Genomic DNA, 12192 nt, shown 5'->3' on the forward strand with positions numbered 1-12192 from the left:
ACGTGACCAGCCAAACCATCCTCTCGGTCGAGAACATCGAGGTCGTCTATAACAAGACGATCCAGGTGCTGCGCGGCCTGTCACTCTCCGTTGGACGCGGTCAGGTCGTGACGCTGCTGGGTTCCAACGGAGCCGGAAAGTCCACGACGCTGAAGGCCATATCGGGCCTTCTCGAACTAGAGGATGGTGCGGTGACGTCCGGAGCCATCGACTTCGACGGGCGCAAGGTCGCCGAAGACACGCCGCACGGCCTCGTGCGACGCGGTCTCTTCCACGTCATGGAAGGCCGGCGCATCTTCGAGGACCTCACAGTCGAGGAAAACCTCACCGCCGCCACCTATGCCCAGACCGGGCGTGGCACCAGGCCGCCGTCCTTCGATCTCGTCTATGGCTATTTCCCCCGCCTCTACGAGCGTCGCCACGGTCGCGCGGGCTATCTGTCGGGCGGAGAGCAGCAGATGCTGGCAATCGGCCGCGCGCTGATCGCCCAGCCCAAGCTCATCCTGCTGGACGAGCCATCGCTCGGGCTGTCACCTTTGCTGGTGGAGGAGATCTTCACCATCATCGCCCGCATCAACCGCGAGACCGGCGTGTCGATGCTGCTGGTCGAGCAAAACGCCGCGGTGGCCTTCGCCATCGCTCACTATGGCTACATCATGGAGAGCGGCAAGATCGTGCTCGACGGGCCGACGGAACGCCTCGTCAACGATCAGGACGTTCGCGAATTCTATCTCGGTATGAGTTCGGGCGAGGATGCCAGGAATTACCGCGACGTGAAGCACTACAAGCGGCGCAAGCGCTGGCTCTCCTGAAGAGCCGGCCGGCCGACCCGATTTGAAGCGTCGCCGGCGGATGCCGGCGCGGGCAGACATGGATTTGAAGGACATGGCACCGTCAAGCTTTCCCGAACTGACCCTGCCGCAGATTCTGCGCGAGCAGGCAAGGCGCACGCCGGACCGCATTGCTGTCCGGCAGAAGGATTTTGGCATCTGGAACCCGGTCAGCTGGGCGGCTTATTTCGAGCGCTCAGCTGCTGTCGGCCATGGCCTGCGCAAGCTCGGCCTGTCGCAGCAGGGGCACCTCGCCATCCTCTCCGAGAACCGCATCGAATGGGTTCTGGCCCAGCTTGGCGCGGGCATGATCGGGGCGGTGGCGATCGGCGTCTATCCGACCAGCCCGGCCAATGAAGTGGGCTATGTTCTGGAGCATTCCGATGCCGAGATCATCGTGTGCGAGGATCAGGAACAGGTCGACAAGGTGCTGGAGGTGCGCGACCAGCTTCCACGCCTGAAGAAGATCGTCGTCGTCGAAAAGAAAGGCATGCGGGCCTACCCGGGCGACATCGTCGTGTCCTTCGATGCCGTGGAAGAGTTGGGCGCTGCCGACCGCAAGGCTGATCCGGGCTTCGTCGATGCGTGTCTGGAGCGCCAGACGGCGGATGACATCGCCCTGATGATCTACACGTCCGGATCGACGGGCAAGCCCAAGGCGGCGATGCTGTCCTATCGCAACATCCGCGCGCAGGCCATCGCGGTTGCCGACCTGTTCGGCATCACGCCGGAGATGACGCATCTGTCCTATCTGCCGCTGTGCCATGTCGCGGAGCAGATGATGACCACCTTCGCGCCGATCTACTGCGGCACGCAGATCAATTTCGGCGAATCCCTGCGCACGGTTCAGGAAGACCTGCGCGAGATCGCGCCCTCGATGTTCCTTGGCGTCCCCCGCATCTGGGAAAAGCTGCATTCCTCGATCCATGTGCGCATGCTGGATTCCGGTCCCTGGCGCCGGAAACTGTTCGACTGGGCCTATGAGGGCTGCGAGCCGTTCGCCGAAAAGCCCCGCTCGGCCCGTACTCCGGCGGAGAAGCTGCGCTATCTGATCAGCTACATGCTGGTGTTCCGCGCCTTGCAGAATTACATCGGGCTGCGCAAGGCGAAGGTGGCGATGACCGGCGCCGCACCGATCTCGCCGCGCATCGTGCGCTTCTTCCGCACCATCGGCGTGCCGCTTGTGGAAATCTATGGCGCGACCGAAACCGGAGGCGTCGCCATCGGCCAGCGCGTCGGTGACGTGCGCTCCGGCTGCGTGGGCACGCCGTTACTTGGCGTCGAAGCCAGGCTTGGCGATCAGGACGAGGTTCTGGTCAGGGGCGACACGGTTTTTTCCGGCTACTACAAGGCTCCCGAAGCGACCGAGGCGACCATCCGGGATGGCTGGCTGCATACCGGCGACGTCGCCGTGGTTGAGGGCGGCCAGTACAGGATCGTCGATCGCCTGAAGGACATCATGATCACGGCTGGCGGCAAGAACCTCAGTCCTTCCGAGATCGAAAATACCGTCAAGGGCAGCCCCTACATCAAGGAATGCATCGTCATTGCCGAAGCGCGCAAGTTCGTCTCGGCCCTCATCCAGATCGATTACGAGACGGTAGGCAAATGGGCCGAGGAGGAGCGCATCGCCTACACCAATTTCAGGAATCTTTCGGAAAATCCAGGGGTACGCGAACTGGTGGAGAAGGAGATCGCCATCGCCAACGCCCAGCTTGCACAGGTGGCTGGCATCAAGCGCTTCCATCTGCTGACCAAGGAACTGGATCATGACGATGACGAGGTAACGGCGACCATGAAGGTCCGCCGCTCCAACATCCAGAAGAAATACACGGCGGAGATCGAGGCGCTCTACGCCAGGGCGTGAGCGCTCGTCCCCGCTGCCGCTCACGCTGGCCGCGCACGCCATGTGCGGCCGCGAACGCGTTTTCGCGCATATCAATCAGGTGAAGGATAAAGGCATGGAACTTTCAAGCGGGCAGGCCCGGAAGCTGCAGAGCTACATCGGCGGAAGCTGGCTGGAAGGCGCGGGCGAAGGCGTTGCCCTGCATGACGCCTCGACCGGCGAAGTGGTGGCGCTGGTGGATTCGACGGGGGTCGATTTCCGGACGGCGCTCGATTACGGGCGCCGGCATGGAGAAACGCTGCGGCGCATGTCGTTCCATGAGCGCGCCCTCATGCTCAAGTCCCTTGGCCAGATGCTGATGGAGCGCAAGGAGGAATTCTATGCGCTGTCCTTCGCAACGGGCGCGACCCGCAATGATGGCTGGATCGATATCGAAGGCGGCATCGGCACGCTGCTGTCCTATGCCTCAAAGGGACGGCGCGAACTGCCGAACACCCATCTTCTGCTGGATGGTGATCCCGAACCCCTGTCACGCGATTCCAGCTTCAGCGCCCAGCATGTGCTGACGCCGCTAACCGGCGTCGCCATTCACATCAACGCTTTCAACTTCCCCTGCTGGGGAATGCTGGAAAAGCTCGCGCCAACGTTGCTGGCCGGCATGCCGGCCATCGTCAAGCCGGCCAGTCAGACGGCTTTCCTCACTGAACTGATGGTGCGGCGCATCATCGAAAGCGGCCTTCTGCCGGAAGGCGCATTGCAGCTTATCTGTGGTTCCGTTGGCGATCTCCTCGATCATGTGGATGGTCAGGACGTCGTTACCTTCACCGGTTCCGCGGCGACCGGGCAGAGATTGCGCCGGCATCCGGCCATCGTTGCCAATTCAGTGCGCTTCTCCATGGAAGCCGACAGTCTCAATGCCGCCGTGCTTGGCCCCGACGCTGGCCCCGGCAGTGAGGAGTTCGATCTCTTCGTCAGGGAAGTGGTGCGCGAGATGACGGTCAAGGCCGGGCAGAAATGCACGGCCATCCGCAGGGTCATCGCGCCGCGCGCGCAATGTCCGGCGCTGATCGATGCGTTGCGTGAGCGCCTTGGCAAGACGACGCTGGGCAATCCGGCGGATGAGGGCGTGCGCATGGGGCCGCTGGCAAGCCTTGCGCAGCGCGAGGAGGTGCGGGCGCGCATCCGCGATCTGTCGCGTGCGGCTGAAGTCGTGTTCGGCGATCCGGATAATCCCCGGCTCGTCAGCGGCGATCCGCAGGCCGGAGCCTTCCTCAGCCCTGTGCTGCTTTATTGCGATGCACCGCTTGCGTCCGACGTCGTTCATGATGTCGAGGCTTTCGGGCCGGTTGCCACCGTCATGCCCTATGAGAGCACTGCCGAAGCCGTGGATCTGGCGCGCCGCGGCAAGGGCAGTCTCGTTGCCTCGGTCTTCACCAACGATGCCGGTTTCGCCCGGGACATGGCATTGGGGCTCGCACCCTTCCATGGCCGGGTGATGATCGGCAATCGGCTCAGCGCAAAAAGCTCGACCGGACACGGTTCGCCCTTGCCGATGCTCGTGCATGGCGGGCCGGGCCGGGCCGGGGGCGGGGAAGAGCTGGGGGGCATGCGTTCGGTAAAACACTACATGCAGCGCACCGCCATTCAGGGCGCCCCCGGCCTGATCAGTACCATCACCGGCAGGTGGCAGGAGGGAGCCGCTGCGGCCCATGGCGAGGAACACCCCTTCCGCAAATCGCTGGCCGAACTCAGACCTGGCGACCAGCTCGTCACGGCAACCCGCCGGATCACGCTGGAGGACATCGAACACTTCGCGGCCTTCACCGGCGATACGTTCTATGCCCATATGGATGAGGAAGCGGCAAAGGCAAACCCCTTCTTCGAAGGACGCGTGGCGCATGGCTACATGGTTGCGTCCTTCGCAGCGGGGCTGTTCGTTGATCCTGCTCCGGGTCCGGTACTGGCCAATTACGGCCTCGACAATCTCCGCTTTCTGATGCCGGTCTATCCGGGCGATACCTTGCAGGTTCGCCTGACATGCAAGGACATCAATCCTCGCGCCACCACGGATTATGGCGAGGTACGCTGGGATTGTCAGGTCACCAACCAGAACGGTGCTGTCGTCGCCAGTTATGATGTGCTGACCATGGTGGCCAGAACCCGTTCGCAGTGATGACCAGGGGATCGGGTGGCTCTGATCGGCCCACTCGCTCCCGGAAATTTGGGCTGAACGCATCAGTGCGTGCCGGCCAGAGCGTCTTGCCGCCGGATGGAAACATCTGGCGTCGCATAAATGCCGTCAAACAAAGAGATAGAGCGTTTCGCTGCTTCGGAGAAAAGCAGAAATGCTCTAGCGAACGGCCTTGACGCCCTCCAGGATCAGCCGGGTTGCCAGATCCGCATATTCCTCGCGACTCACCGGACCGCCGGGACGAAACCACATATAGACCCAGTTCAGCATCCCAAAGAGCGACATGGTAACGGGCATGAGATAGGGCCGGTTCTCATCTATGCCGGGATTGATTTCTTTCAGCAGTCCGGAAAAACGGCGCACGATGCGGCGCTCGATCGTCCTGAGTTCGTTCATCTGCTCCGGCGAGAGCGTATCGGTGCCATTGATCTGCACCTTGTGCTCATGATCCGCGTCCTCGTAATTGTGGAGCACTGCACGGATCAGCAGGTTGAGCCTTGTCTCGGGCGGTTCTGCTGGCCGGTCTGCAGTTTCGATGGCTTCATCCAGCTCGGTCAGATGGATGCGCACGATGTCGAAGATCAGCGCATCCTTACCCGGATAGTAATGGTAGAGCAGCGCCTTTGAAACGCCGCTGTGACTGGCAATCATCGACATGGATGCCTTGTCCATGCCCTGCTTTGCAAAAACGGCGGCGGCACTTTTGAGTATAGCGCGCTGCTTGTCCTCGAAATCAGCCGCCCTTGTGCGTGCCATGATCTTTTACTCTTCTTGTCCCCTCAGGCGGGGCGGCGGGCGCCCGGCCGTATTCAGCCGCCTATCCTGCGCCATCACCAAGGTCCGGCGCAAGATGCCACGGCATGAGCGCTATCTGCCTGTAAAGACGGGAGCGCGCTTTGCCAGAAATGCCGATACGCCTTCCGCATAGTCGCGGCTGCGGCCGGCCTGCCTTTGTAAATCGCGCTCCATGTCGAGCTGCGCGTCGAGCGTGTTGGCGGAGGCGGCATGGATTGCGTTTTTGATGAGCCCGAGCCCGACAGTCGGGCCGGCGGCCAGCCGCATAGCGACCGACCTGCTTTCCTCCGGCAGCCTGTCATCATCAACGACACGCCAGATCAGGCCCCATTGTGCGGCGGTTTCCGCATCCAGCGGTTCTGCAAGCAGGGCCAGCGCTTTGGCGCGGGCCTCGCCGATGCGGTTCGGCAGCAGCCAGGTTCCCCCGGAGTCCGGAACGAGGCCCAATCGCGAAAACGCCTGTATGAAGCGGGCCGAGCGCGCAGCTATGGTGATGTCGCAGGCAAGCGCGATATTGGCGCCGGCTCCTGCCGCCACGCCATTGACGGCGCAAACGACGGGCTTTTCCAACGCTCTGATCATCCGTACCAGCGGATTGTAGAAAGTTTCCAGAGAATGGCCGAGATCCGGCGCGCCTTTGGTGGGATCGCGGTCGGACAGGTCCTGCCCGGTGCAGAACCCGCGCCCTGTACCGGTGAGGAGTACAGCGCGTATTTCAGGATCGAGCTGCGCCTGCTCAAACCCCGCCCGGACTGCCAGATGAAGTTCCTCGTTGAATGCGTTGAGCTTTTCCGGCCGGTTGAGGGTGAGTGTCAATACACCCTCCGACACATCAGAGAGCAGCACGGCAGCGCCCGCAGGAGTGTTTGCAGAATTATTCCCCATGATCCTGCTTTTTATATAAACCGGCCGGACAGTCAATAATTTTTGAACTATTTTACCGTGTTGTCATGATGTCTGGCCTGCCTTATGGGCCTGCGCCATCATCCGTAGTCTTCCGAAATATCACGCAGTTACGTGGAGCGATCTCCGGCTGTTTTGTGTTGATACGAAAAAAAGCAGCGGGGCGACTTTTTCGTCACCGGCAGCGGGATGCATCCCCGGATGCTGCTATTGCGGTCATTTCTATCGGCTCCCCGTTGCCGACGCTTCAAGGGTCCTGAGGCGAACTCGCGGGGATGATCCGGGCTTGGTTGCGGCAGAAGATGGAGACATTGCCGGTGTCTCGGGGATAGCGGCGTGTCGTCATTGCCCTTCTGCGTGATTTTCATTATTTGGTGACATTGGGTAGCCGTAAGCCATCTCCCGCCATCTCAAAGCACACAGTCTTTGAACGATGGGTCAGTATCTCCGGTTAGGGCGATCGTGAGTTGGCGTCTTCCGACAGAAACCTGAGCGTTTATCTCGCGCACAGAGGCGAGCTTGTCGACTATGCGACGGCGATCGTCGGCGACCGTTCGCGTGGCGAAGACGTGGTGCAGGAGGCCTTCCTGCGCTTTCGCTCCTCCGCCAGCGAGCGGACGCTCGACGAGCCTCTCGGCTATCTGCGCCGCATCGTGCGCAACCTCGCCATCGACTGGACGCGGCGTCTTTCCAGTGAGCGCCGGACCGTCGATGACAAGGCGGAATACGGCTCCATTGCTGCCGACCGGCCGTCGCCGGAAGATGCGCTGGTCTCGCGCGACGAGCTGCGCCTCGTCATGGAAGCCATGGCCGAGTTGCCCGAGCGAACCCGCATTGCCCTGATGATGCACCGCTTCGACGGTTTCAAGCTCAGGGACATAGCAGCGCATCTCGGTATTTCCGTCGCACTTGCCCACGCGCTGGTTTATGAGGGGCTTGAACATTGCCGGCGGCGGCTTGCGCGAGGTGGGTGAGTGGCGTCGTCTTCCGGCATTTCTGAAAAATCGCCCATGCCATGCGTTCTATAGGTGAAGGCATGGAAACGCGGACAGCCGGCAGCAACGTTGCCGCAAAGTCATCCGGAGACGTTGCGATTCACGAAGCCGAAAACCCGAACAGGCCGAAAGACGAAGCGCTGCGCTGGCTGATCGCCTTGCAGGAAGAGCCGGACGACGCGGCTCTTGCTGCGCGCTTCGAGGTCTGGCTGGCGCAGGACGAGGCCAATGCTCGCGCCTGGGCGGAAGCGAGCCATGTCTGGGGCGTGCTCGGCGCGGCGGAGCCTGCTCTCGAGCGCCGCTACGGCTCGCCGGAAGCCACACGCTCGAAAGGCCGCCGGCCTGCGGTCCGCCGTCGCGGCCGGCTTGTCGCCACCGCGGCGATGGGCATTGTCGCCCTGTTTGCACTGGTGCTGCTGCAGCCTGCGCTCACGATCTGGATGATGGCTGATCATGCCACGGGCGTGGCGGAAACCCGCGCGATCCGGCTCGATGATGGCAGCGTGGCCTGGCTCGGCGCTGAAAGCGCCATTCAGGTTTCATTCGACAAAACCACCCGGCGCGTGACGCTTCTGTCAGGTGAAGCATACTTCGAGGTTCAGCGCGACGCCGGCCGTCCGTTCCGCGTCAGTGCCGACGGGGTCACCACCACTGTTCTCGGCACCGCCTTCGATGTGCGCTCCGATCCCGATGCCGTCTCGGTGGCAGTCAGTCATGGCAAGGTTGCGGTGGCATCGGCAAGAGCGCCCGGCATGGCGACGGATCCGCTGGAAGCCGGTGACTGGATCAGCATAGACCAGACCGGCCATGCAGAACGGGGCAGGGCCGATCCGGAACTGGCAGGGGGCTGGCGATCGGGCCTGCTGGTGGTGCAGGACCGGCCGGTGGAGGAGGTGGTGCGGGTGCTGGGCCGCTATCAGCGCGGGCGCATCATCATCACCGGCTCCGGGCTGGCTGCGCGGCGCGTTACCGGCATCTACGATCTCAATGCGCCAGCCGAAGCCTTGCTGGCGGTGGCCGAAACCCACGGCGCCACCGTGCGCCGCATCAGTCCGTGGCTGACCGTGGTGTCAGGTTGGTAGCAGCCGTTACCCGGTCCCTATCTTCCTGAAAATCCCGGGATTTTTCTGCACCACAAAAAACCTGAGCATTTTTCTCTGAAAAAAAGTCGGGCTGCTTCGTCCTTTCACTGAAAGGGCATGGCTGGGATTTGCGTATCCGGGAAACAGCAGAGCGATGGGGTGTGGAATGGTCGGGAAAAACTGTCACGGCGGAGCAAGGCGCAGGCTGGGCGCGGCGTTGTTGCTGAGTACGGCGCTGGTTTCGGTGCTGCCTGCCGGTCCGGTTCTGGCGCAGCAGGCCGCGACCGCGCAGGAGCAGCGGAATTTCGACATTCCGGCCCAGCAGCTCTCGACCGCCCTTGTGCTTTATGGCCGTCAGGCCGGGTTGCAGGTCTCCGTCGATGCAGCGGCTGTGCGTGGCGTCGCTGCGCCCGAGGTTCGTGGCAGGCTGACATCCGGTGCCGCGCTGGAGCGCCTGCTTGAAGGCAGCGGTCTGGCCTATCGTCTCAATGGCCGGGCGGTGGTGATCGCCGGTCGCGGCACCCTTGCAGCGAACCCCACGGATGGCGCCGGGGCTGTCGTGCTGGAAACGATTGACGTCACTGGCGGAACGGGTGGGGCGGGCCTGCGCGGTTCCGCCTGGCAGCCGTCTCCCGACGAAATCTACGAAACGCCCGCTTCCGTCGCCAATATCGATGCCGGAACGATTACCAGTCACGGTCACAATCTCAACAATGCCGTCCGTTCGGTTGCGGGCGTGTATAGCTGGGAGAATGCAGCCCAGCCGGGCATGGCCGTCAACATTCGCGGGCTGGAAGGCATGGGCCGCGTCACCAGCACCATCGATGGCGTGCGCCAGAACTACCGTTTCACGGGCCATGGACCCGCCGGTTACACCTATGTGGAGCCGTCGCTCATTTCCGGCGTCGACATCACCAAGGGTGCCATCGCCACCGCCGGCGGTGCCGGCACGCTGGCTGGTGCCGTCAATTACCGCACGCTTACCGTCGACGACGTGCTTTTGCCGCATGAGAAGGCGGCCGCGCAGATCACGGCCACTTTCGGCGGCAACAAGAACGACGACATGTCGATCACCAAGGCCGGCGGCGTGCGCTTCGACCTTGCCGGAAACGAGAACGGCGGCAGCGTCTTCGGCGCGGTCAACCTCACCAGCGTCGGCAATTACGAGGATGGTGATGGTACGCTGGTCAACAACAGCTGGCGCGACGTGAAGTCGGGCCTTCTGAAAGTTTCCCTCAGCCCGAACGACGAGCATCGCCTCGATCTCGGCGGCGTCTTCTACACCACCGACTTCGTCGCCAATTTCTACGGGCAGACGGTGACCAACAAGACCTTCACCGCCAAATACGCCTACACGCCCGACAGCAATCTCATCGACCTGCGGGTAAACGGCTATCTCAATCGCACGCAGTCTGAGTGGAAGGCGAACCCCGGCAGCAGCATCGTGGTGACGACCTATGACGGCCGGGTGATGACCACCGACTCGCTTGGCTTCGACGTCACCAATACTTCGCGGTGGGATTTCGACGGATACGGGCTCAAGCTCGACTATGGCGTCGAATATTATCGCGACGATTTTTCCGGAAACAGCAAGGCTGACGCCAATCCGGACGGGGTGTCCGGCGTGGGCGGCGGGTTCGTGCAGGGAACACTGTCGGCAGGCATGTTCGAGTTCATTCCAGCCTTGCGCTATGACATCTATACGATGGATAGTTCGGGCACGACTGGTAATGTGCCGGAAAACTACTGGACCATTCAGGATCATCTGACCGGTTCGACGCGTGATACGCTGACGAGGCCGTCCAATGCCATATTGAACAACACCACCCGATACACGGTTACGGAAACGCCTTTCGATGCACCGTGGCGTGGTGACTTCGACATCGACGAAGCGAAATTCAAGCTGAGCCCCAAGGTCACGCTGGCCGCTAAGCCGCTCGAATGGCTGCAGGTCTACGGCACCTATGAGGAGAGTTTCCGGGCTCCGACCGTCAATGAAATGTTCTTCGGCGGCTCCCACGGCAGCGGCGTAAACGCCAGTTTCCTGCCCAATCCGGCCCTCAGGCCCGAAGAGGCGAAAGGCTGGGAATTCGGCGCCAACATTCTGCGCAACGGCATTTTCACGCCGGATGATGCGCTGCGCCTCAAGACGGCATGGTACCAGAAGGACATAAAGAACTTCATCATTTCGCATTGCTTCGGCAGCGGCTCGATGTGCTGGTTCGAGAATGCGCCGGGCACCAGCCGCCTGCGCGGCGTCGAAGTGGATGCCAGCTACGACATCGGCTGGGGCTTCGCCGGCCTGACCTATGCCCGCAACAGGTCCGATCTCGAGTTCGGCTATGGTATTGGCGGCATGGGCGAGCCGAGCCGGCTGCCGGACGACTACATGACGCTGACTGCCGGCGTGCGCCTGCTCGATCGCAAGCTCACACTGGGCGCGCGCATGAACGACGTGGCCAAGGGAACGCTGGTTCAGGATAGCTGGGAAACGTCAGCCTATACGACCTACGACCTGTTCATGAACTACCAGCCGTCGGACAGGCTCAACCTCTTCGCCAATGTCACCAACCTGACCAATGTAAACTACATGCCGGCCATGTCGCAGGATGCCGCGCCGGGTCGGCGCATCTTTGGCGGCGCCACCGTCAAACTGGGCGAGGGACCCCTGTTCGGCCAGTTCGAGAGGCCGGTTCTCGGAGGCGTGTTCGGCAACACCGTGCATGACTATGACACAGCAAACGGCCGCAAGCTATGGAACGGCCCGCATGTCGGCATCGCCGCCGGATATTCATGGGCCGAGGCAAACACCGACCGCATCGTGCCCCCGGATACGCGCTCGCCGCTGGTGGGCTTCATCATTCCCTTCGACACCAGAGGCTATAGCGGCAAGCTGAGTGCCGGTTACGACCATCAGTTCGACAGCGGGCTGGTTCTTGGTGCGGACGCAGGGTTCAGCTTCGGTGATGTCAGTCTCGGCCAGACCACGGTCTGGACGGGCGTGCTGTGTTGTGGCGGTGTTGACCGCCGGCGTTACGCCGACATCAGCTCCAGGCTCGAATGGTCGAGCGCCCTGCGCGGCCGCGCCGGCTATTCCATGGGAACTTACCTGCCGTTCCTGACGGCGGGCGTCACATGGGCGAGCTACAGCCATTCCTTCGAGTTTTCGGATGCCAGCGCGGTGACTGTGCCGGGTGTCCCGAATATAGAGCATGACGGAACAACCTATGTCGGCTGGACGATCGGCGCGGGACTTGAGAAGGCCATTACCGAGAAGCTGTCGCTGCGCGGCGAATACAGCTATTCCGACTATGGCAAGAAAAGCGGATACGCTTTCCGCCAGACATCGAACGGCAGCACTTATGATGTCGACGGCGAATATGGCATCGACCTCAGGCAGCACGATTTCAAGGTCGGCCTGTCCTACAGGTTCTGATCGTCGGGAAGAAAGCCGTTCCCGTTGCATCTGTGCTGCGGGCACGGCGGATACCGGACCTTTGAGGATCACCCTGCCTCGAAAGATTTTCCGCGGTGATTGAGGATCTGTCAG

The 12192-nt window shown here is 62.1% G+C and carries 8 protein-coding genes; 6 read left to right on the forward strand and 2 right to left on the reverse strand.

What is annotated here, in order from left to right; genetic code table 11:
- Positions 1–2 precede the first annotated feature (2 nt).
- The 3 genes from HNR59_RS17495 (at position 3) to paaZ (ending at position 4849) form a co-directional block, all read left to right on the forward strand.
- On the forward strand, positions 3–812 hold the full coding sequence (locus tag HNR59_RS17495) for an ATP-binding cassette domain-containing protein (RefSeq protein ID WP_183832327.1): 810 nt from the start codon (positions 3–5) through the stop codon (positions 810–812).
- A 73-nt stretch (positions 813–885) separates the two neighbouring features.
- A complete protein-coding gene (locus HNR59_RS17500) occupies positions 886–2697 on the forward strand; it encodes an AMP-dependent synthetase/ligase (RefSeq protein WP_183832328.1) in 1812 nt (603 codons plus the stop codon).
- 94 nt (positions 2698–2791) lie between these two features.
- Positions 2792–4849 carry a phenylacetic acid degradation bifunctional protein PaaZ gene (gene paaZ / locus HNR59_RS17505; protein WP_183832329.1) on the forward strand — a complete coding sequence of 686 codons (2058 nt, stop codon included), beginning with the start codon at positions 2792–2794 and terminating at the stop codon, positions 4847–4849.
- Between the two features lie 177 nt (positions 4850–5026).
- Here paaZ and HNR59_RS17510 read toward each other — a convergent pair whose 3' ends face one another.
- Both HNR59_RS17510 and paaG read right to left on the reverse strand, forming a co-directional pair.
- Entirely contained in the window at positions 5027–5623 is a 597-nt protein-coding gene (locus HNR59_RS17510; protein WP_183832330.1) for a TetR/AcrR family transcriptional regulator, read from the reverse strand.
- 111 nt (positions 5624–5734) lie between these two features.
- Positions 5735–6547, reverse strand: coding sequence for a 2-(1,2-epoxy-1,2-dihydrophenyl)acetyl-CoA isomerase PaaG (gene paaG / locus HNR59_RS17515; protein WP_183832331.1), 813 nt, complete (start codon positions 6545–6547; stop codon positions 5735–5737).
- 485 nt (positions 6548–7032) lie between these two features.
- Here paaG and HNR59_RS17520 point away from each other — a divergent pair, with 485 nt between their 5' ends.
- The 3 genes from HNR59_RS17520 (at position 7033) to HNR59_RS17530 (ending at position 12078) form a co-directional block, all read left to right on the forward strand.
- Entirely contained in the window at positions 7033–7539 is a 507-nt protein-coding gene (locus HNR59_RS17520; RefSeq protein WP_183832332.1) for a sigma-70 family RNA polymerase sigma factor, read from the forward strand.
- Between the two features lie 62 nt (positions 7540–7601).
- On the forward strand, positions 7602–8642 hold the full coding sequence (locus tag HNR59_RS17525) for a FecR family protein (RefSeq protein ID WP_183832333.1): 1041 nt from the start codon (positions 7602–7604) through the stop codon (positions 8640–8642).
- A 166-nt stretch (positions 8643–8808) separates the two neighbouring features.
- Positions 8809–12078: a TonB-dependent receptor domain-containing protein gene (locus HNR59_RS17530; protein ID WP_183832334.1), complete on the forward strand. Its 3270-nt coding sequence runs from the start codon at positions 8809–8811 to the stop codon at positions 12076–12078.
- Positions 12079–12192: the final 114 nt, after the last annotated feature.

The organism is Aquamicrobium lusatiense (assembly GCF_014201615.1).
Classification (GTDB): Bacteria; Pseudomonadota; Alphaproteobacteria; order Rhizobiales; family Rhizobiaceae; genus Mesorhizobium; species Mesorhizobium lusatiense.

Excerpts from the sequence above, each read along its gene's own strand:
- paaZ (WP_183832329.1), top strand. The coding sequence starts at position 2,792 with ATGGAACTTTCAAGCGGGCAGGCCCGGAAGCTGCAGAGCTACATCGGC.
- HNR59_RS17525 (WP_183832333.1), top strand. The coding sequence starts at position 7,602 with ATGGAAACGCGGACAGCCGGCAGCAACGTTGCCGCAAAGTCATCCGGA.
- HNR59_RS17510 (WP_183832330.1), bottom strand. The coding sequence starts at position 5,623 with ATGGCACGCACAAGGGCGGCTGATTTCGAGGACAAGCAGCGCGCTATA.
- HNR59_RS17500 (WP_183832328.1), top strand. The coding sequence starts at position 886 with ATGGCACCGTCAAGCTTTCCCGAACTGACCCTGCCGCAGATTCTGCGC.
- paaG (WP_183832331.1), bottom strand. The coding sequence starts at position 6,547 with ATGGGGAATAATTCTGCAAACACTCCTGCGGGCGCTGCCGTGCTGCTC.
- HNR59_RS17530 (WP_183832334.1), top strand. The coding sequence starts at position 8,809 with ATGGTCGGGAAAAACTGTCACGGCGGAGCAAGGCGCAGGCTGGGCGCG.